This is a genomic window from Paenibacillus sp. FSL H7-0690 (assembly GCF_037980415.1).
GTDB classification, from domain to species: Bacteria; Bacillota; Bacilli; order Paenibacillales; family Paenibacillaceae; genus Paenibacillus_AQ; species Paenibacillus_AQ odorifer.
This window is the reverse complement of the sequence record NZ_CP150281.1, coordinates 3,792,340-3,812,254: the sequence shown is the minus strand read 5'-3', so window position 1 is coordinate 3,812,254 and position 19,915 is coordinate 3,792,340. Positions and strand designations below refer to the sequence as shown.

Genomic DNA, 19,915 nt, shown 5'->3' with positions numbered 1-19,915 from the left:
GACATCACACAAGATGTACATAAGTACAGGAAATGTACACGAGCGTATACGGAAGTCATACCGCTTACGCCCATCTAAAGAGGAGGCATTTATGAAGAACAAGTTCAGAACCATTAAAACCCTTGCTGCAGTTATGGGAATTAGTGCATTGCTGCACACCGCTCCTGCTTTTGCAGACAGCGTTCATATTGCAAAGGAAGGCAATACTTTCTATACTCTGTCTCAGCAATACAATGTCGGTGTTAATGATTTAATGAAAGCTAATCCAAACGTTGCTGCTCTTAATATTTACGATGGACTTAAAATAACGATCCCAAGTAAAATGCAAGCAGAGTCTGTGGCTACGACAGAAACTCCAGTGCTTACACCAAGCCTGAATGTTACTCCAGAATCAAAAACAGTTGAAGCATGGGGCAAGTCCTTTAACTACGAGAAATCGATACAAGTTAAGGCTTCTGCTTATTCCTCAGCGGCTAGTGAGAATGGAGGCTGGGGTGCCGTTGATTATTTCGGGAACCCACTCAAGCTAGGAACCATCGCAGTTGATCCAAGTGTAATTCCTCTCGGAACAAAAGTATTGGTTACCGGACATTCACACGCAGGATTGCCTAAAGAAGCTTTTCTGGCTACTGCAACCGATATGGGAAGTGCCATTAAAGGTAACCGGATCGATATCTTTATCCCAGGCAGCCAAAGCTTTGTAGCCGATTTTGGTTATCAATATGTACAATTATACATTGTTAAATAGCTAGATAAAAATATAGAGATTTATTATAAAGATATGAAATGGGTTAAAAAGGTTAAACAAGAAACGGAGGGAGTCCTTAGCGGCTGCCTCCGTTTCTTGTTTATTTATTTTTAGAGACCTGCAGCAATTGAGGAACGGTAACAAAAGAATAGCCACGTTTACGCATAATCGTGATTACCTCAGGTAAAGCCTGAATCGTTCCGCGAAGATCACTACCCGGCCCACCTCCACCATGCTGAAGGATAATTGCTCCTTTTCCAGCATTAGCTAAGATGTTATTTCTAACTTGAGTTTTGGAAAGTCCCTTCCAGTCCAACGAATCCACATTCCAATTTACAAGCTTATAACCATGATTTTTTGCCCATCTCAACTGTTGCTCAGAGATATCTCCATAGGGTGGACGAATCAAGCGTGGTTTATATCCGGCTAAGGTTTGAATAATGTTCTCGGTCTCAATGATCTGTGATCTGAAATCATGCATCTTTAGCTTCACAAACTGAGGATGATCATAAGAGTGATTTCCAATAGCATGTCCTTCTCTAATCATCCTCTTCACTAGAGCGGGATGTTTCTCAGCTCGGCTTCCCACCACGAAGAAGGTAGCTTTGACATGATATTTCTTAAGAACATCTAGCAATTGGGGTGTAAACCTTGGGTCAGGCACATCATCAAAAGTTAAGGCGATGACTTTATTCCGAGGACCGCTGGTCTTAAAGGTCTCGGGATATTTGTGTAATAGCTGACTCAGAGACAAGCCCTTAGTGTTCTTATTGTTGCTGCTCGTTGAATTATTTGTAGTAGAAGTTCCCGCAGATATCGCCTTGTCTTCGTCAGTGGTTTGCGTGCTTTTAATTTGATCCTGCGAGGGTTTCTGACTCTGAGCTGGGGCTGAAGCAACCTCTGCTGAAGAGGTTGGAAATAGCAGGACAATGATTGATCCTAATACTACTAGCAGTTTCTGGACTCTCCGTTGATCATACATCCCCATATGCCTCCTTTACTACCTGATCATCACCATATTCTTCATTGTTATCTCCATTGAAGGATGAATTTATGCCGTTTCTTCAAGGGCTCTGGTAAAGATTTCTTGCACACCCTAATGCGTGTATACTAAATAGAACGGGATATTCCCGGGCCAATTATAGACAGGTGGAAGGATGGGGACAAGGATGTCAGAATTGTTTGCACCTTATGAATTGAAGGGTTTAACGCTGAAAAATCGTATTGTTATGCCGCCTATGTGCCAGTATTCGGTGGATAAAGAGGATGGCATTCCCAATGATTGGCATTTTGTTCATTATGTAAGCCGTGCTATTGGAGGTACTGGTCTAATTATTGTTGAGATGACTGGAGTCCATCCGGACGGTAGAATAACGAACCGGGATACAGGGATTTGGAGTGATACACATATAGAGGCTTATCGTAAGCTCACAGATAGTGTACATGCCTATGGGGCAAAAATAGCCATTCAACTAGGTCATGCTGGACGTAAAGCAGTCGATGCTGAACCGCCGGTTGCCCCTTCTGCAATTCCATTTGATGCTCGTTCTAAGCAGCCACAGGCGCTTTCTAAGGAAGGCATCCTTGAGATGATAGAAGCCTTTCGTGCTGCCGCTCGTAGAGCTGTGGAGGCAGGATTTGATACTGTGGAGATTCATGGTGCGCATGGCTACTTAATTCACCAGTTTCATTCACCTCTGACCAACATCAGATTGGATGAATATGGACAAGATCCAGCACTTTTTGGAGTACAAGTAGTTACAGCAATCCGAGAAGTAGTGCCAGTAGATATGCCCTTGATCATGAGGGTTTCCGCGAAAGAATATGTTGATGGTGGATATGATGCTGACTATGCCCTGGCGTTTTGCCGCCGATATAAAGATGCTGGAGTGGATATGTTCCATGTGTCTTCAGGTGGTGAAGGTCCCATTGGCTCTAATGGTGGACCTAATGCGGGCCCAGCCTACCAAGCAGATCTGGCAGAATATATTCGCAGTGGATTACAAGTGCCAGTAATTGCGGTAGGACGGCTTGAAGCCTATTCTGAGGCACAGTCCATCATTGCAGAAAAAAGGGCGGAGCTTGTAGCTATTGGCCGTGGGATGTTAAGTGATCCTTATTGGGCTTTACATGCTGAAGAAGCGCTTGGTGGCGTACATGATGTACCTAAACCTTATGAACGTGGGATTTGGAAAAGAGGCTAGACCATTTTCGGTGTGAAGTTTGTCACAGATTTTATGCTCCTTCTAAGGCAATCTTAATAAAGATAAAATTTGAAGGAGCTTGATAACGTGGGGACGGTTCTAAGTAACGAACGGCTGACAGATGGTGTGTATCACCTTAAGGTAGAGACGAATAGTGGCGGAGCAATGGGTCAATTCTACATGTTACGGGCATGGGGAGCTTACCCCATCCTATCCAGACCCTTAAGTATACATGAAGTACACGAGGATAGTGTTGAATTTCTGTATCACGTAGTTGGGGAAGGTACGGAGATATTCTCACGACTGGGTTCAGGTGATTCGGTAGAGCTTGAGGGCCCTTTTGGAAATGGATTTCCACAGGTCGAAGGGAAGGTTGCGCTCATTGGTGGTGGGATCGGAATTGCACCGCTATATTATTGTGCGAAGCAGCTTCCGGGGAGTGATATTTTTTTGGGCTTTAGCCGTGAAGCTTACCGGACAGAAGCGTTTCGCCCACTTGCAAGTGAACTTGTAGTCGATGTTGGCGGTTTAATTTTGGATAGTGTGGATTTCAGCCAATATGATCATGTCTTTGTCTGCGGCCCACACCCTATGCTTAAAGCTGCTCAACGTAAAGGCATTGCTGCTGAAGAAGCAGGCAGTAGAACGAAAGTATACCTTTCTCTAGAGAACCGAATGGCTTGTGGGATTGGAGCCTGTCTGGTCTGCAGTGTATCCTGCCGTGATGGTCAAAAGAAGGCCTGTGCAGACGGACCTGTGTTTCTTTCTGAGGAGGTGCTTTTCCATGACTAAGTTGAACACAACAATTGCTGGCGTTCATTTTAAAAATCCAATTATAATGGCCTCTGGAACGTTTGGTTTTGGCCGTGAATATGGCAAGCTGTATGATGTGTCTCTGCTGGGCGGAATCTCTGGCAAGGGGTTAACCCTCAATCCGAAAGCGGGGAATCCCGGCACTCGTGTATACGAGACAGCTTCTGGTATGCTGAATAGTGTGGGACTCGAGAATCCGGGTGTAGCTGCATTTTTAGATAAAGAATGCCCTTATTGGGAAACACTCGACACCGCTCGTTTGGTCAACCTGGGTGGAGGCACACTTGAAGATTATGTTCTTGGAGCTGAGATGATTCAGCGGGATGCAGATGCTCGTGCGAGTGCAGGTAAGACAGCAGTAGACATGATTGAATTGAATATTTCTTGTCCAAATGTTAAAGAGGGCGGCATTGCGTTTGGGATCCAAACTTCAGAAGCTCAAAAAGTAGTACAGGCTGTTAGACGCGCAACTAAACTGCCCCTCGCTGTAAAGCTGTCGCCGGGAGCCGAAAATATCGTTGAAATGGCACAAATGTGTCAGGAGGAGGGTGCAGACGCTGTCTCGCTCATCAACACTATCTCAGGAATGAAGATTGATGTCCGGCGCAGAAGCAGTGTATTCAATAACTTATATGCTGGATTGTCTGGACCTGCGATTAAGCCTGTCGCTCTGCGTATGGTGCATCAAGTCGCACAAAACGTAACGATTCCCGTGATCGGAATGGGTGGCATCACTTCAGCAACGGATATCATCGAGTTTATTATGGCAGGTGCTGCAGTTATCCAAGTGGGAACTTATAATTTTATGAACTTGCGTGCAGGTAGTCAGCTAGTTGCAGAGCTTGAGCAATTTATGGTTGAAGAAAATATTCAATCACTAGAGGAAATACGGGGCATTATATAAAGTGAAGTAGTGAGGGGAATACTAATGACTACTAACCAGATTGATCCTGAGGATATTGAGCTGAAGGCGACGGCTGTCGGATGTGATCTCTTGCTCTTAATTAGTGGAGGGGTTCGGCATATTGGTGCGACGAGTACTGCTTATCTGGAGGGGGAGCAGGTTAAAGTACTGACTTCAGCGGTTCCTCATCATAAAGAGCACACGATAAGCGAGCCCATTGCGATCAGAGTAGCTGAAGCGCTGAACAAGACGGTCACAGTAGTGATGGGGATTCATTACGACAATCTCACGAAAGAAGGTATTATGGAAGTCGTGGAAATTGTGAATTTAAAAGTAAATCAATATTTAGCGCAACAAATATGAAACGGTAGTGGCAATTCTACGTAAAAGATAGCATGTGAGGAATTAAATTATCTTTTGGAGGAATGAAACCATGTCTATATTTAAAAGATTGCGCGATTTAACCATGTCTAATGTGAACGCGATTATTGACAAAGCAGAAGACCCGATTAAAATGACAGATCAATACATTCGTGATATGACCGAAGATTTAGAAGATGCAGAAAAAGCTGTAGCGGCGCAAATCGCCATTGAGAAGAAATTCAAACAGCTGTATGAAGAACAAGAAGCGCTTGTTAACAAACGTACCCAACAGGCTCATGCAGCAGCTCAAGCGGGTAATGTTGACCTTGCTCGCCGCGCTCTGGAAGAGAAAAATGCTGCTGAAGCTAAACTGGTAGAATACAAAGCCAGCTTTGATCAGAACAAAGCCTCTGCGGATAACCTTCGTGGCAAGCTTGAAGAGATGCGCAAACAGCTTACCCAAATGAAGAACAAACGTGAGACATTGGTTGCACGTTATAATGCTGCCAAAGCTCAAACCGAGATCAACAAGGCAATGAGCGGATTTAGTTCCGATTCAGCGTCTGCAGGACTCAAACGTATGGAAGATAAAATGCTGCAAGCAGAAGCTCAGGCTGAAGCCAGCAATGAGATGAGTTCAGGCAATAAATCTCTGGATGATGAATTCGAGAAGCTGAACAAAGATCAAGCGGTTGAAGATGAACTGGCGGCTCTGATGAAACAATACGAGAAGCAATAACATTTGATCTTTAGCCGGTTCACGGCTGGTGTTCACAGGCGAAGGGGAGACAGAAATTCGTTTCTTCTTCGCTTTATCTATGCTTATGAAAGGCATGCAAAATGATTAAGCGGGGGCTATAGAATGGATCTCCATATTCTGGTGTCCATGGTCGTGTGGACGGTGAGCGGCGCTGTGTTGCTGTTTGTACTGATGTATATAGATTCACTTTTTACTCGTTATAACGATATAGAAGAGTTAAAGGCTGGAAATATGGCGGTGACTACACGGTTTGTAATGAAGCTTTTAGCTCAGGCCTTCATTTTATCTTCATCGATAGCGGCTTCCAATAGTTTGTTAGATGCGTTGCTAATTTCGTTGGTATCATTTTTGCTTTTGTTAATTTTAGAAAGAACGGTTCGACTTCTACTAGCAAATTGGGGGAAGCTGGATCTGGATCATGGTACACAGCTTGGTAAAATCGGATATGGCCTGCTATCAGGTTCACTGCAAATTACGGGTGCTTTAATTATTACTGCCTTTATGTAGGAGGAACGATCAAGTTGAGTATGTGGAAACGTATAGGTAACCTTTTCTCTAAGCCAGCGCCTCAGGAAGTTCAAAAAAGTATGCTTAATTTGTCTCCCGGAGACATTTGTGAAGTATCGCTTGTCACCTATGAAGTTACTGGCCGGACACATAATCGGGGCCGTAATGCTGTTGTTCTGACCCTTAGAGATGGAAGCCAGATAGCTTATCTTCATATAGAAGAGCGGGAACAGCTGCAATATGGATTGTACAGACCAATCGATGGGCGGTTAGATAATCCTGCTGAGGTTCCAGCAACGCTTGAGCTCGATGGCTATACATTTTTCCTGGAGGAAGAATATGAAGGTTTTGTCGCTGTTGCAGGTCAGACGCCATTTATGAATGGTGGAGAGCAGCATGTGTGGCAATATCAATCAGATGATTCACGTCTACTGCGTGTAGAGTGGCAACATGGACGGTTTATGCTTTATGAAGGGGAGAAAATAATCCCTGGGGATGTAAAGGTAATTAGAGCATCCTAGACTAGTAGAGAAGTAACGGATCACTATACCGGAAAAAATATTGTAGAAAAGGCTGCTGCCCATAAACATGGATGGTGGCCTTTTGTGTTTATAATTTTACTTCAAGAGGTCTCATGTTAAAATAATACCTATTACTGCAAACATCGACGTTTCAGAGCGGAGGTCTTTATGAAGGATAATAAATTTCAGCGTGAAGCGCTGCAAGTAAAAGAAGCTCAGGCCAAAATAATCAAATATGCCAATCCTCTAGAATCAGAAGACGTATCGCTGGATGAGTGTTGTGGACGTTATTTGGCTGAAAAAGTGATTGCTCCACACCCATTTCCTGCGTTTAATCGTTCGAGTATGGATGGATATGCGATTATCGCGGGGGATACCCATAACTGTGTTAATGGACAAGTGGTATGGTTAGAAATTGTGGATAATATTCCGTGTGGCGCAGTGCCTGCGGTAGATATAACTCCGGGAACAGCCGCAAGAATTATGACGGGTGCACAAGTACCGGTAGGGGCAGATGCTGTGGTGATGCTGGAGGTCACGGAGAGACGTGAAGAGGAAGGAAAGACTTACGTTGGTATTCGAAAAAAACTAGAAGCAAACAGCAATATCACACCTCAAGGTTTCGAATTAAGCCAAGGTGATCTTGTATTGCCTACAGGAAGGTTAATCTCTGCGGGGGATATAGCTGTTCTTGCAGCGTTTGGATTACATACCGTGAAAGTCTATCGTCGTCCCAAGGTAGCCATCTTTGCCACAGGAACAGAGCTGCTGGAAGTGCATGAGCCGCTGGAGCCTGGCAAAATCCGCAATAGTAACTCCCCTATGCTAGAAGCTCTAGTCAAAGAAACAGGGGGGGTTCCAGTAATGTTAGGCGCTATTGTGGATGATCTGGAGCTGGCTAGAAGTAAAGTACAGATGGCGCTGGAAACTTATGATTTTGTGATTACAACGGGTGGCGTTTCTGTGGGGGATTATGATATCATGGGCGACTTGGTTCGCGAACAAAGTGGTAATATGTTGTTCAACAAAGTGACGATGCGTCCGGGAAGCGTAACTACTGCTGCGGTTAGAGGGGGTAAGCTGCTGTTAGCTTTATCAGGAAATCCGGGGGCTTGTTTCGTTGGGTTTCAACTGTTTGCACGACCTGTGATTTCACTGATGCAAAGTTCTTCTAAGCCTTTTTTACCGGAATGGAGCGCTACACTCGGCACAGATTATAAAAGAGTGAATAATTTTACTAGATTTGTGCGAGCTCGGTTAGAAATTAAAGACGGCAGCCTGTTTGCTTATCCGGCACTCATTGATGAATCTTCCGTAACGGTCACGATCAAGGATAGCGACTGTTTGATAGTTGTACCCCCAGAAGAAAAGGGGCTATCTGCCGGAGATAAGGTAACAGTGATCAAGCTGCCAGGAGAGATTCGGGGCTAGATGTGGAGGTTACTCCGGCCATCGATGATTAACAAAATATCACCGCAGGTATTGGAGTAATTAAAAAGGTATTTGATATCCACGCACGCACAGAAATCGCCATATAATTGCTAAGCCAACGTTATTATTGCCAACATTTCAACATATGAAAAATTCACAATAGATAAACAAAAAACAGTTTTCGCGCTAACCCAATAGTCGCTTACAACCGGTTTAAAGGGAGATTTTACCCCAGAAACTAGAATAAGAAAACCCACTTGCGTACCGTAAGTGGGTTTTTAGTGCAACAATAAAAGGGTTAGGGGTGCCCGCCGGTTGTACTCAAATTTGAAAAAAAGCGAGAATGAAATGCCCGGGTAGGCAACACTATCATAGCAATTCTCCTATCGGAAGAGTCGCTGCTCTGCTGGTTGGAGTTATTAGCCTACACCACTGCCGAGATTAATCCCCCGCGGATGCTTAAGGACTCAGATGATCTTATTTGTTTATTTATCACCTTTTAAGCGGGGTTTCGGACCTCAGCGTCGCTATTTCATAGAATGGAGCTCATATTTACGTATTTCAGGCCAATAGCGACCTTGGGGGTCCGTTAGCCACCCAAATGTGAGATAATCCTGCATTTAAGGTCCGCTGAGACCGATAACAACTCTGCACTAGCGAAGAGCGGCTACTCATCCGAAGTATAGGCTCCCCTTGGTGATGATTAATTATCGGTACGCCGCTCGATCGCCTCGGACATCGTTTTATCCGTTAGATGAGCGTAGATCTCAGTTGTTTCGGTGGATGCGTGCCCGAGCTGTTCCTTCGTTTTATAAATATCATTTTGCAGATAATAATCTGTTGCAAAAGAATGACGCAGCTTATGAACCGTAAGATACGGTTTACCAAAGCGTTTAGCGTACTTAATAATCATTTCTTGAATCGCACGTTTGGTCATACGTTTGCCTTCTTGACGCCCGTTAGGGAGAGAGATAAACAAGGCTTTTTCTCTCTTGGGTGTTTTGTAGCGAGATTGGCGCAGACTAAGATAAAGAGCTAGATCATCTTTAGCTTGCTCTCGAAAATAGACAGGTGTCTTGAACGTTTCGTCATTATTCCCTTTGCGGGTGACATATAGCAGCTTGTTGTTAACATCCAAATCGTCTACGTTTAGATTGACTACCTCAGACACACGCAGGCCAGAGTTCAGAATTAAGCTGGCAATACAGGCGTCGCGCTCATGATTTAATTGAAACGAATAATAAGCCTGTTTGTTACCTTCCACATCCCGTCCATAACCTTCATAAATGTACCCCACAAACTCCAGTAATTCCTCATCTTCCAAAATCTTACCCTTTAACTTAGCGGCAGTATCCTTTGGCTTATGTGTTCGTTTGACCTCAACCTTAGCCATAATGTTGCGTTTAAGCAATGGATAAAAGTTCTCATCCTCGGCGATTTGACTTAAATAATGAAATAAGGAGCGTAATGCAGATAACTTACGGGATACAGTAACTCGAGTGTTCGTTCCCTCGGCGCGAGTAGTTAGATGCAACCGATATCCGACAATACTGTCCATATGTAGGGTTTCCAATTCTAGAAGTGTGATCTCGGTATTTGAGCCGGCTTGAGATAAGCCCTCTGCACGCAACCAGCCGAAAAAAGATTCATAATCCCGGATATACTCCAGCAGTGTGGAAGGGGAGAGATCAGGGCGTTTATAATCAATAAACTGCTGAACGAACCAGGGCATGAGGGGTAGCTTTTGATCAAGTTTTTTACGGTCATCGTTCTTTTGAACGCTCATGTGATTCACCTTTTTCCATAGATTGCATAAAATCTCTTCCTTCTATCTTAACATGTTTTGTCCCAGATTGGACTTCGAATGAAGGGGAAACTAGGTCCGAGCCTTGCTCCTGATGCCGCTAAGCTTTATGATGTGAAGTAAACATAAATGTCAGAGGTGCACATAATGAAACTTGAAATTGAGCTGGTTCCCAAAGAACGTAAGCATACTATAAGCAGATTAATGCAGTTCTACCTATATGATTTCACCCGTTATTTAGAATTTGATGTCAATCAAGACGGGGTATTTCCGGCCTATCCGGGACTAGAAGCTTATTGGAGTAGCGGAAATAATAAATTCGCATATTTGTTTAAGGTGGACGGGCATATTGCTGGTTTTGCTTTGGTGGACAGGTTATTGCGTAATCCTGAAGGCCAGTTTTATATGACTGAGTTTTTTGTGATGCAAAAATACCGCCGAAGTGGTGTAGGTACATGGGCTGCGCATAAGCTCTTTGATATGTACTCTGGGGAATGGAAGGTTTCACAAGTCCGTGCGAATATACCTGCTCGTGATTTCTGGCATAAAGTGATCGGGGACTATACCCATGGAGAGTTTCAAGAGCGCTTTAATCCACAGCAAGGCAACCCCAGCCAATACTTCAACACATTAACTATTAATAGGATTAAGAAATAAAAACCGTTATATTGCTGGTTTCTTTTAGCTATGGAGCTTGCTACTAACGGCAAATGGATTGAAAAAGGGGCTAAGCGAGTGAGCGCTAGACAGTAGAGAATGACAAAGAGAGCGTCAAGACGGAAGGTCAGGAAATTGTGATTTTTTATAAAACTGGCTAGCTATTAAGAACATATACGAATTGTGATGTAGGGAGCATCTTATGCTCTCTATTGTAGTTAACATAACATTTATTATGTCAACCTATTAAACCATTCACCATAAAAAAGGTCGTTGGTTTATTTTTTGTGTTCAAAATACCCAGTCAGTGAGGGCAATATTGCATATCTTATGATGTACTCAATTACAAAGGAGGAGTCAACAATGGGCGAATTTGCAGGAGGATACGGTGGTTTCACTTCCACAGGAGCTATTCTGGTTCTGTTTATCCTGTTGGTTATCATTACTAAAACCCTCTGTCTGTAATCCTTTAACTTCACAAATTAAAGGTTCCGTCAGTCTAAATGACTGGCGGATTTTTTATGTCCGATATGTACATTGGGGGAGGAGAATACATGTGACTAAGGAGATTGACATAAAATAATTCAAAATATATATTAAACAATGTTCAAATATTAAACGGTGTTCAATCCACAAGGAGACGAATTTATGACTAAAGAACAACGAAAAGTACGTGAGCGTGAAGAAATGAGAAATCTGATCCTGCAAAATGCAGCTTTATTGATTGCCGAAGAGGGAATAGAGAAGCTGTCTATCCGAAAAATCGCTGAGAAAATCGAATATTCACCGGGAATTATTTATCATTATTTTAAAGGCAAAGAAGAGATTATCGAGAACTATTTGCAACAAAAATATACGGATATGCTTTCTGAGCTTCAGTCTGTGCAACAAGAGGTACAGCAGGAATTACCTCCAGATACACTTTTAAAACGAACATTGGAGAAGTTCATCAGGATGTCTCTTTCTACGGGTGTAGAATACCGGAATGTAATGCTAAACGATACACCGGCTGTTCTTAGTTACACAGCTGTTCTATTTAGAGGAGCTGCACAGGAGCGTAAAGCGATTGGGATGCTCTGCCAGGGCCTGCTCAGATCTGAAGCACAAAAAAACCGTGAAGAAGCTTTCGTAGAACTCACAGCTCAGGTGATATGGAGTGCAGCATTCGGTTTAATTATGCGGTTGCTTGTCGAAAAGGATCTGCCTGATGATCAGGTCGAAGCTCTGATTTCATGTCATTTGGATTCAATGGTTGCTATTGCTTCCAGGTGAAATCTAAATATTTTTATGAAGGGAGGGGGCGGTTGTTATAAAACATATAAGGAAAGTCGTAGTGCTGTCGGTGTTGATTTCGGTTATTGCAGTGTTTGCAACAGCGGTTGGATTGTTTTCAGATGGGATAAGTGATGGAACAAAATATACTTTCACGTCAATATGGGGCGAGGATGTAAAGCTTCAGGGGTCAGGAGTGTACAGCCATGATTCTGTCTCTGCGGCGGCACAAGCTAAAGCACAGGATGGAGTTACATTATTTCTTGCCATACCTTTACTGCTCAGTTCGCTCATCATGACAATTAAAGGCTCGATAAAGGGGAGGATGCTCCTTACGGGCACTTTGGGGTACTTTTTATATACTTACGCATCCTACAGCTTTCTGACGATGTACAATTCATTGTTTTTAGTTTATGTGCTGTTGTTTTCTTTAAGTTTTTTCGCATTCATCCTAGCCTTATTTTCCTTTGATAAAGTATCCATACATACTTACTTTAAAAACAATTTACCTTCTAGAGGAATCGGCTTTTCCCTATTGGTTATTGCTTTTATGATTTTATTGCTCTGGTTAGGGAAAATACTGAATTCACTACTGGGGGGAACACCGCCACAAGGGCTAGAGCACTATAGTACATTGGTAATTCAAGTTTTGGATCTTGCGATCTTAGTCCCATTAGCAATTGTAACGGGGATTATGGTCATTCGTAGACAACCTTTTGGGTACCTACTGGCAACTGTCGTTGTTTTTAAAGGAGTTACATTACTGCTAGCAATTACGGCAATGCTGGTGGCAATGATCTATAGCGGTGTGGCTGTGTCTATAGCCGAGTGTGTAATTTTTCCGACGATGACTGTAGCTATTGCTGCTTGTATGGTTATTTTGTTAAAGCATGTACGTGAACCCTTAAGATAATATGTGACCAGCGAGCGGCAGGGAGTGATTAGAATGAAGACAATAATTATGTATACCTCGAAATATGGGTGTGCGGAGAAAGCGGCTTATTTATTAAAATCTCAACTGGGCGAAGAAACCGAAGTAGTTAACCTGATGCATGCTAAAGAGCCGACACTGGAACGATATGATACGGTCATCTTGGGAGGATCTGTTTATTATGGAAAAATCCAAAAACAAATGACTGATTTTACAACAAAATATCAAAATGAACTAGGGAAAAAACGAGTAGGATTGTTTGTTTGTGCAGGAGCAACAGGTGAACAGGCCTCACAAGAATTGAAATCTGCGTTTCCAGAAATGTTATATGACCAATCGGTGACGAAAGAAGTTTTTGGAGATGAGATCTATGAAGAGAAGCTAACTTTGCTAGACCGGTTTGTACTGCGGATGGTAAAAGGAAAAAATAAGAACGTAAATGGGTTGTCAAAAGAGACGATAAAGCGTTTTGCTCTTGCTATGAAAAGGTTGTGAAAGTGAGTGGACGAGCGAGCTTATGAACGCACTTCAGATTATAGTTAACATAAATATGATTATGTTAACTATGATTTTGACAACCAAAAAAAGTAGTCCTTCTTGTGAGAAGAGAGTAACTTCCTCGTATTGAGTCTCTGTTCATCGAAACATGAAAAACCCTACAGAATCGTGCAGATAAAGTCGGGAAGATAAAAACCATCTCTGATAACCTTATAATTAACGAGGGGAGGCAACGTCATGGATACGCTGGTACAACTGAACAAAGCAATAAGCTATATTGAGGAGAACCTAACAAATCCCATTGATTATCAGGAGGTTGTGAAAATAGCCTGCTGTTCGGAATATCATTTTACTCGCATGTTCTCATTCCTAGCAGGCATTACTCTGTCGGAATACATCCGGCGTCGACGTCTAACTTTGGCAGCACTCGAGCTTTCACAAAGTAATATCAAAATTATCGATGCTGCTCTGAAGTATGGTTATAATTCGCCGGATTCCTTTTCTAGGGCTTTCCATAGCCTGCATGGGGTTAGTCCTTCGGAAGCTCGGGTCCATGGACATTCCCTTAAGGCGTTCCCTCGGATGTCGTTTCAGCTGACTATCAAAGGAGGAAATGAAATGAATTACCGGATTGAAAACAAAGAGTCTTTCCGCATCGTGGGCATAAAAAAACGGGTTCCAATCATTTTCCAAGGGGTCAATCCGGAGATTGCGTCGATGTATGAAGGGTTGACGCCGGAAATGATTGATGAGATGAAGAGATTTTCTGATGTTGAGCCCTCAGGATTTATAAGCGCCTCTACAAATTTCTCTGAAGGACGTATGGAGGAAAAAGGAGAGTTCGATCATTATATTGGCGTTGCCACTACAAAAGACGCATGGAATGGCTTGGATCAGCTGGAAGTGGGGGCCTCTATGTGGGCTGTATTCACAGTCGTCGGCTCTTTTCCGAGTGCGCTACAAGAGATCTGGGGGCGAATATATTCGGAATGGGCTCCGTCATCGGGATATGAGCTAATTAAAGGGCCTGAAATTCTATGGAATGAGCACAAAGATATCACATCGCCAAATTTTAAAAGTGAAATATGGGTGCCTATCACTAAGAAATAAAAGAGTTTGGTTGGACTATTGAAACTGAGCGCTGAATATCCTTTCACAACGAGGCTGCCGCGAAAAACATTCCGGCAGCTTCGTCAAGCTATAGGCAGGATATTTCGAAAATGTTGTAGAAGTACAATTGGTGAATTGAATGATTTTTAGAATGTAGTAGATTTCAATTTTTATGACTCAGACGAAGATTGAATTAATGAATCCTTCTATTTTAAAGGAGTCCCTTATGACGAACGAGAAGCTTTTGGACTTACTAGGCAGGTACGATATCCAACAGCCTGAGATTATTTTCTTAAGGCATAACGAGAACAGAACCTATCGTGTTAATGACAGAACGGGAAAATCATATTTACTCCGCATTCATGAACCTTTTATAGAGGACATGAAAGGTCTGCAACATACATACAGCGGCATTCTTGGAGAATTGCAAATGCTTGAGAAGCTGGGAAGCTGGAGCACCAACGAAATACAGACTCCCGTAAGAAACAATGAGGGTGAACTTATTACGATCATTGAATACGAAGGTGAACTGCTAAACTGCTCCGTCCTCACCTGGTTGGATGGAAGAGACATGAATATGAATGATGTTAACAATTTTGAACTGGTAAAAGAACTGGGATCTCAAATAGCAGAACTGCATACTTTTTTTCGGCAGTACGAACATTCAGGTATGGAGATTCGCCCGAGTCAAGGCAAAGCTTATAATGAACGGATGATCCGTGTGATTCATTCGGGTGTGAAAAAGAATTTATTTACGCCTTCTGAGGCTAATGTCATTGAACAAACGCTGCAATTGATCAACTTCCGGTTAGATGACCATGGCGGGGAGGCTGGCCCGGACCTTATTCATGGGGATTTGTGTATGGGTAATATCATCATCACAACCGAAGGAAAGGTGCGCTTCATCGATTTTGGCTTTTTCGGAAAAGGTTATGCTTTACTTGATGTAGCCATGGGAGCTATGATGCTACCAACCGATCGAAGAGATACTTTCCTAAAGGGGTATTACAGAGAGTGTGAAAATACAGCGAAAGATCTACAGCAGTTGGAAGGTTTAATGTTGGTCGCTATTATTGGGTATTACGTCTTCCAGATAGAGAATGTACATGTTCATGACTGGATGCGTGAAAGAATGCCCAAATTATGCGCTGAGTATTGTCGCCCCTTCCTCAATGGTGAAAGTATATTTTATAAAATATGAAATGGAACGTTCAGGGTTGAACTAACGAGGACTGGTATGTTTGATGAAAATTGATTATAACCGTTTATCACCAAACGTGTTATCAAAAAAATAGTAAAATAATACTGTTAAGCGCGATGGCTGTCGATTAGCATTTATTTCGATTATATTCTAACAAGGAATGAAAGGGGGAATGGTGTTGATTGAACATAGCAATCTTGAAGAATTTCAAGATCCGGTAAATTACGATCTTGAATTTAACGGTGAAATGGACAAATACCAGTTCTATCTTGAGCTTGCCAGATCGAGTCCTGGGGAAGTGTTAGAACTTGCTTGTGGTACAGGCTTAACAACGATCCCCCTCTCGAAAGCCGGTATAACAATAACCGGTGTAGATATCTCTTCAGCGATGATTGCGTATGCGCGGTTGAAGGCGAAAGGGCTGACTGTTACTTTTATGGAAGGTGATGCCCGTACCTTCGAATCGGACAAGCGATTTTCGATGATTTATTTGACTGGTAATGCATTTCAGGCATTCTTAAGTGATCAAGATCAAAGCGATTTGCTCACGACCGTTCACAAACATTTACAAGCCCATGGAATCTTTGCATTTGAGACCCGAAATCCGGAGGGAACGGATTTATCCGATCAAGAGGAGACAGAATGGGGAGCATTTATTGATAAGGATGGAAATAACGTCAAGGTATCAGGCACCCAATGTTACGATGCTGGCCAGCATATCATGCATTGGGTCACGATGCGTGATTGGGGGTGTAAGCGAACGACTTCCCGAATTGCTTGTCGGTTCACGGATCCGAATACGCTACATTCTTTATTAACTCGTCACGGCTTTTGCGTCGAACATCAATATGCTGACTGGGATAAAACGCCGTTTTCTCCGTCATCTTCATCTATCATTAGTGTTTGTAGGAAATGTTAGGAGAAACGTAATGTATTGCGATAGAAAAAATCTAAGGTGACGCAATTGTATTAATTGAAAAGGATGGATAATTCAATGAATACATTTAACTAACGGGAATTGATAGTGGTTGCTTCTGCAGCCATTTTTTTTGCTTAACTAAAGGGTGGGATAAACCAGCAATAATCTTAGGTGAAAATGAAATTAGAGTGGTTATTTTATTTATCCTATTTATTCCTATATTTTGTGTTGTAATAAGGCATCAGGTTTTGTGAAAAGTAGAGGAACTAAATAGAAGGGAGAGATGAAATGATAGAGTTATCTAAAGGAGAGTACGCTCACATTCTGCCACTGCTGAAAAATCTAGCGTATGAACCTGTGTTTGCATATTCCGTAATTGAGCGTAATCAGTCTGGAAAAGTGTTTGTTGATCGCAGAGAAAATCCTACTTGCGGTCTAATTATCAATTTATATGGACAGTATCTTTTGACTGGCAGTGGCGACAATGAAAGCTTCATGAACGATGTGGTTGAATTTTTGCTAAATGATCAAAATCATTCAATTTACTACGATCTTTATGTTTCAACGCCGGATTTGCTTTTTCAAATTGGCGATAGGCTAGCGGGAAAGACTGTACTATTGTACCGTTCTTCTTTTACGTTCGAGCTATCCCAATTCCAACATCTAAAAACCCTTAACTCATCGCCAGAACAATTTGTAATGAAACGTATGGATGACATTCTGTTCGATAAATACAAAAATGAAATGGACGCTTCTTATGACTCGCTATGGAGTTCGGCACAAAACTTTATAGATAGAGGGTTTGGATACTGCCTAGTGAAGGATGATCAATTTGCAAGTGTTTGTAATTCTTATTTTGTAGGTCGAGGGTATGCGGATATCGATATTGTAACCGTGGATGAATACCAGAATAAAGGGTTAGCAACACTTACGGGTACGGCATTTATAGAACATTGTTTGAACCACAATCTATTGCCGAATTATAGTTGTGACGCTGGCAATGAACGATCGATACAGTTAGCGAAAAAGCTAGGATTTGCAAAAAAAATTGATTTTTCCATGTTATGGTGGCATCAGGATCAGAGTATAATAAGTGATTATTTGAAAAGGTTCAATTATTCAAACACTTCAAAAGACAAATGAGAAACATAATGAGATTGAATTAAGCGAATGGTACATGATGGTAAAATAAGGAATTAATGGAGTTAGTCGGAGTTTTCCGATCTTGTCATGGTTTGACGGAGATGAATATGTGATCGCGTCCAGGCGAGTAACCTCGATACGCTGTCGGCGAACCTGTTTCGGCTGAGCTCTATAAAAGAACGGGATGAACGCATGTATCGGATGAAGAAAGAAGTTCTGCTCAATAAATAAAAAAGAAGTCGACCCTCTCGTTGGTCGGCTTCTAATTGTTCTATTGCGCGGTCAGGATTTGTGGTCCTTCAGCGGTGATGGCGATCGTATGCTCGTATTGGGCGGCGAGCTTGCGGTCCAGCGTCCGGGCGGTCCAGCCGTCCTGATCAATTGTCATGTTGTAGGTGCCTTCAGTGATCATGGGCTCGATCGTGAATACCATGCCTTCCTTGATGCGGGGGCCTTTGCCGGGCTTGCCGACATGCATATAGGTCGGCTCCTCGTGAAGGTCACGACCGATGCCATGAGCGAGAAGGTCGCGCACGACACCGAAGTTGTTCGATTCGGCATGCCGCTGGATTGCGCTCGTCACGTCTCCGAGCCGATTGCCGGGCTGTGCCTGCGCGATGCCGAGGTCAAGGCACTCCTTCGTGACGCGCATCAGCTTCTCAGCCGTCGGTGAGATCTTCCCGACCGCATAGCTCCAGGCTGAATCGCCGAGCCAGCCGTCGAGCTCCGCTACCGTGTCGATCGTCACAATATCGCCTTCCTCAAGTGGCTTATTTGTAGGGAAGCCATGTGCAATTACGTCGTTGACGGAGGCACAGGTCGCATATTGATAGCCATTGTAACCCTTCGTGTATGGTTTGGCGCCGTGCTTCAAAATAATATCCTCGAATATGCGCTCAATCTCGTTCGTTGTGATGCCCGGTTTGATGAGCGGGGCAATTGTGCGATGGCATTCGGCCACAACCTGGCATGCCTTGCGGATGGCTTCGATTTCATACTTGCTTTTTAAGATAACCATGTTTGTTTCAGGACTCCTTTGTAATGGCTTGCATCGCGAGTTGGGCGATTCGATCGACGTCCAGCTCGGAAGTGTTCGCATAGTAGTGCAGACCGCAGCAGCTGACCAACACGGCAAGCATAAGGTCGACGCTGTCGTCTTCGCGCTGGATGATCGATTGGAGTGGAACATACAGTCTTTCCGTGAATCGTCTTTTGGCAGGATGCCGATCTTTCTCTGGCAAGCCTGTAAAATGTTCCGCTGCCATTTTGTAGACGAGATATGCGCGGGCATCTGACTGCCACAACCGGAGTAACGTCTTGCAATACGTTAACAACTGCCTGTCGTCAGGGGTGTCCCGGCTGATGTTCGCCCATTGAGTCAGGGTTTGCTCACATCGCTCGAAGCCGCTGCTCAGCACATCTTCTATTAGTAAATGCCGGTTGGGGTAATAATGGTATACCGTGCCATAACCGAGACCAGCCTCGCGGGCGACGTCGCGAATATCAAAGCTTCCGCCCGTACGGAAGTAGGTGCGCGCGGCGAAGTCCAGGATTTGTTCCCTGCGCTGCATGCGTATGAGCTCATTTTGTTCTTTGGTACGGGGGCACATGGGCGCGTTAACCTCCTTTTTATAGACCTGCAAATTTGTCAATGTAAAGAGTGTAACGCATGAGGCGGAGAAATGCAATTGTTTGTTGGCGTTCGATGAAAACAACAAGGACACCATCATTGCGTCGTTAAAACGAAAGATGAAGAAGCTCGAAGAAGAAAATAAAAAGTTGCGAGAACAACTTAAGTTTTCCTATGCGGATGTCTATCAAAGGATTCGAGGGAATGACTGTTAACTTATTCACTTACGGGCAGCTTAGTTTAAGATCAGACTCGGTGAATCGTATCATAAATAGGGGCAAGTTTAACCCTTGAAACCAGTGAGCTAGGATCAATTTCGTTTCGAGCTAATGTAAATAATAGCCGTTATTTTAAAATATGCGACAAGAATTGCATTTAAGGAAACAATATTGTATGATTTTGGTGTGTTAAAAATTGGAAAATTTAATCGTCATTGTGTGGACAGTACGTAAACTACTTCAGCAGTTAATTATGGCGTAACCAAAGTTTCTTATACTCA

Annotated in this window: 22 protein-coding genes; 18 read left to right on the top strand and 4 right to left on the bottom strand. The window is 43.1% G+C overall.

The window, feature by feature from the left end; translation table 11 throughout:
- The first annotated feature begins 91 nt into the window (after positions 1-91).
- The gene (locus MHI32_RS16795) at positions 92-748 is read left to right on the top strand and encodes a 3D domain-containing protein (RefSeq protein WP_076130047.1); all 657 of its coding nucleotides are present in this window, start codon (positions 92-94) and stop codon (positions 746-748) included.
- A gap of 100 nt (positions 749-848) precedes the next feature.
- On the opposite strand, the gene MHI32_RS16790 is transcribed toward MHI32_RS16795, so the two are convergent.
- Positions 849-1,730, bottom strand: a complete 882-nt coding sequence (locus MHI32_RS16790) for a polysaccharide deacetylase family protein (RefSeq protein WP_076130048.1) — start codon at positions 1,728-1,730, stop codon at positions 849-851.
- Between the two features lie 187 nt (positions 1,731-1,917).
- On the opposite strand from MHI32_RS16790, the gene MHI32_RS16785 reads away from it, so the two are divergent.
- The 8 genes from MHI32_RS16785 to glp all read left to right on the top strand — a co-directional run bounded on the left by MHI32_RS16785 (position 1,918) and on the right by glp (position 8,251).
- The gene (locus MHI32_RS16785) at positions 1,918-2,952 is read left to right on the top strand and encodes an NADH:flavin oxidoreductase/NADH oxidase (RefSeq protein WP_340010322.1); all 1,035 of its coding nucleotides are present in this window, start codon (positions 1,918-1,920) and stop codon (positions 2,950-2,952) included.
- 87 nt (positions 2,953-3,039) lie between these two features.
- Positions 3,040-3,744 carry a dihydroorotate dehydrogenase electron transfer subunit gene (locus MHI32_RS16780; RefSeq protein ID WP_076098787.1) on the top strand — a complete coding sequence of 235 codons (705 nt, stop codon included), beginning with the start codon at positions 3,040-3,042 and terminating at the stop codon, positions 3,742-3,744.
- Positions 3,737-4,669 (top strand): dihydroorotate dehydrogenase, encoded by a 933-nt coding sequence (locus MHI32_RS16775; RefSeq protein WP_076098788.1) that lies wholly within the window; start codon positions 3,737-3,739, stop codon positions 4,667-4,669. The genes MHI32_RS16780 and MHI32_RS16775 overlap by 8 nt, the downstream gene beginning before the upstream one ends.
- 24 nt (positions 4,670-4,693) lie before the next feature.
- Positions 4,694-5,032, top strand: a complete 339-nt coding sequence (locus MHI32_RS16770) for a hypothetical protein (protein WP_076279329.1) — start codon at positions 4,694-4,696, stop codon at positions 5,030-5,032.
- Between the two features lie 70 nt (positions 5,033-5,102).
- Positions 5,103-5,771, top strand: coding sequence for a PspA/IM30 family protein (locus MHI32_RS16765; protein ID WP_036687619.1), 669 nt, complete (start codon positions 5,103-5,105; stop codon positions 5,769-5,771).
- A gap of 123 nt (positions 5,772-5,894) precedes the next feature.
- Entirely contained in the window at positions 5,895-6,299 is a 405-nt protein-coding gene (locus MHI32_RS16760; RefSeq protein ID WP_036687618.1) for a DUF350 domain-containing protein, read from the top strand.
- 14 nt (positions 6,300-6,313) lie between these two features.
- Positions 6,314-6,820 (top strand): DUF4178 domain-containing protein, encoded by a 507-nt coding sequence (locus tag MHI32_RS16755; protein ID WP_076130052.1) that lies wholly within the window; start codon positions 6,314-6,316, stop codon positions 6,818-6,820.
- Between the two features lie 168 nt (positions 6,821-6,988).
- Positions 6,989-8,251, top strand: a complete 1,263-nt coding sequence (gene glp / locus MHI32_RS16750; RefSeq protein ID WP_076130053.1) for a gephyrin-like molybdotransferase Glp — start codon at positions 6,989-6,991, stop codon at positions 8,249-8,251.
- Positions 8,252-8,954: 703 nt separating this feature from the next.
- Here the strand turns inward: glp and xerS are convergent.
- The gene (xerS, locus tag MHI32_RS16745; protein ID WP_076190208.1) at positions 8,955-10,037 is read right to left on the bottom strand and encodes a tyrosine recombinase XerS; all 1,083 of its coding nucleotides are present in this window, start codon (positions 10,035-10,037) and stop codon (positions 8,955-8,957) included.
- A 165-nt stretch (positions 10,038-10,202) separates the two neighbouring features.
- Between xerS and MHI32_RS16740 the strand changes: the two genes are divergently transcribed.
- From MHI32_RS16740 to MHI32_RS16700, 9 genes are all read left to right on the top strand, one after another.
- Positions 10,203-10,712, top strand: coding sequence for a GNAT family N-acetyltransferase (locus MHI32_RS16740; RefSeq protein ID WP_076184408.1), 510 nt, complete (start codon positions 10,203-10,205; stop codon positions 10,710-10,712).
- Positions 10,713-11,075: 363 nt separating this feature from the next.
- The gene (locus tag MHI32_RS16735) at positions 11,076-11,177 is read left to right on the top strand and encodes a sporulation protein YjcZ (RefSeq protein ID WP_197069683.1); all 102 of its coding nucleotides are present in this window, start codon (positions 11,076-11,078) and stop codon (positions 11,175-11,177) included.
- A gap of 183 nt (positions 11,178-11,360) precedes the next feature.
- Positions 11,361-11,984, top strand: a complete 624-nt coding sequence (locus MHI32_RS16730) for a TetR/AcrR family transcriptional regulator (protein ID WP_076308322.1) — start codon at positions 11,361-11,363, stop codon at positions 11,982-11,984.
- Positions 11,985-12,045: 61 nt separating this feature from the next.
- Positions 12,046-12,897, top strand: a complete 852-nt coding sequence (locus tag MHI32_RS16725) for a hypothetical protein (RefSeq protein WP_081386229.1) — start codon at positions 12,046-12,048, stop codon at positions 12,895-12,897.
- A gap of 33 nt (positions 12,898-12,930) precedes the next feature.
- Entirely contained in the window at positions 12,931-13,410 is a 480-nt protein-coding gene (locus MHI32_RS16720) for a flavodoxin domain-containing protein (protein WP_340010318.1), read from the top strand.
- 240 nt (positions 13,411-13,650) lie between these two features.
- On the top strand, positions 13,651-14,523 hold the full coding sequence (locus MHI32_RS16715) for an AraC family transcriptional regulator (RefSeq protein ID WP_340010316.1): 873 nt from the start codon (positions 13,651-13,653) through the stop codon (positions 14,521-14,523).
- A gap of 226 nt (positions 14,524-14,749) precedes the next feature.
- On the top strand, positions 14,750-15,724 hold the full coding sequence (locus MHI32_RS16710; protein ID WP_076310596.1) for an aminoglycoside phosphotransferase family protein: 975 nt from the start codon (positions 14,750-14,752) through the stop codon (positions 15,722-15,724).
- Between the two features lie 178 nt (positions 15,725-15,902).
- Positions 15,903-16,643, top strand: a complete 741-nt coding sequence (locus MHI32_RS16705; RefSeq protein WP_340010314.1) for a class I SAM-dependent methyltransferase — start codon at positions 15,903-15,905, stop codon at positions 16,641-16,643.
- Positions 16,644-16,931: 288 nt separating this feature from the next.
- Positions 16,932-17,786, top strand: a complete 855-nt coding sequence (locus MHI32_RS16700; RefSeq protein ID WP_076220624.1) for a GNAT family N-acetyltransferase — start codon at positions 16,932-16,934, stop codon at positions 17,784-17,786.
- A 271-nt stretch (positions 17,787-18,057) separates the two neighbouring features.
- Here MHI32_RS16700 and map read toward each other — a convergent pair whose 3' ends face one another.
- Both map and MHI32_RS16690 read right to left on the bottom strand, forming a co-directional pair.
- On the bottom strand, positions 18,058-18,804 hold the full coding sequence (map, locus tag MHI32_RS16695) for a type I methionyl aminopeptidase (RefSeq protein ID WP_076277026.1): 747 nt from the start codon (positions 18,802-18,804) through the stop codon (positions 18,058-18,060).
- 7 nt (positions 18,805-18,811) lie between these two features.
- The gene (locus MHI32_RS16690; RefSeq protein WP_076190216.1) at positions 18,812-19,396 is read right to left on the bottom strand and encodes a TetR/AcrR family transcriptional regulator; all 585 of its coding nucleotides are present in this window, start codon (positions 19,394-19,396) and stop codon (positions 18,812-18,814) included.
- Between the last annotated feature and the right edge of the window lie 519 nt (positions 19,397-19,915).

Coding starts and splice junctions, on each gene's coding strand:
- MHI32_RS16795 (WP_076130047.1), top strand. CDS start 92: ATGAAGAACAAGTTCAGAACCATTAAAACCCTTGCTGCAGTTATGGGA.
- MHI32_RS16790 (WP_076130048.1), bottom strand. CDS start 1,730: ATGTATGATCAACGGAGAGTCCAGAAACTGCTAGTAGTATTAGGATCA.
- MHI32_RS16785 (WP_340010322.1), top strand. CDS start 1,918: ATGTCAGAATTGTTTGCACCTTATGAATTGAAGGGTTTAACGCTGAAA.
- MHI32_RS16775 (WP_076098788.1), top strand. CDS start 3,737: ATGACTAAGTTGAACACAACAATTGCTGGCGTTCATTTTAAAAATCCA.
- MHI32_RS16770 (WP_076279329.1), top strand. CDS start 4,694: ATGACTACTAACCAGATTGATCCTGAGGATATTGAGCTGAAGGCGACG.
- MHI32_RS16765 (WP_036687619.1), top strand. CDS start 5,103: ATGTCTATATTTAAAAGATTGCGCGATTTAACCATGTCTAATGTGAAC.
- MHI32_RS16760 (WP_036687618.1), top strand. CDS start 5,895: ATGGATCTCCATATTCTGGTGTCCATGGTCGTGTGGACGGTGAGCGGC.
- glp (WP_076130053.1), top strand. CDS start 6,989: ATGAAGGATAATAAATTTCAGCGTGAAGCGCTGCAAGTAAAAGAAGCT.
- xerS (WP_076190208.1), bottom strand. CDS start 10,037: ATGAGCGTTCAAAAGAACGATGACCGTAAAAAACTTGATCAAAAGCTA.
- MHI32_RS16740 (WP_076184408.1), top strand. CDS start 10,203: ATGAAACTTGAAATTGAGCTGGTTCCCAAAGAACGTAAGCATACTATA.
- MHI32_RS16735 (WP_197069683.1), top strand. CDS start 11,076: ATGGGCGAATTTGCAGGAGGATACGGTGGTTTCACTTCCACAGGAGCT.
- MHI32_RS16730 (WP_076308322.1), top strand. CDS start 11,361: ATGACTAAAGAACAACGAAAAGTACGTGAGCGTGAAGAAATGAGAAAT.
- MHI32_RS16720 (WP_340010318.1), top strand. CDS start 12,931: ATGAAGACAATAATTATGTATACCTCGAAATATGGGTGTGCGGAGAAA.
- MHI32_RS16715 (WP_340010316.1), top strand. CDS start 13,651: ATGGATACGCTGGTACAACTGAACAAAGCAATAAGCTATATTGAGGAG.
- MHI32_RS16710 (WP_076310596.1), top strand. CDS start 14,750: ATGACGAACGAGAAGCTTTTGGACTTACTAGGCAGGTACGATATCCAA.
- MHI32_RS16700 (WP_076220624.1), top strand. CDS start 16,932: ATGATAGAGTTATCTAAAGGAGAGTACGCTCACATTCTGCCACTGCTG.
- map (WP_076277026.1), bottom strand. CDS start 18,804: ATGGTTATCTTAAAAAGCAAGTATGAAATCGAAGCCATCCGCAAGGCA.
- MHI32_RS16690 (WP_076190216.1), bottom strand. CDS start 19,396: ATGTGCCCCCGTACCAAAGAACAAAATGAGCTCATACGCATGCAGCGC.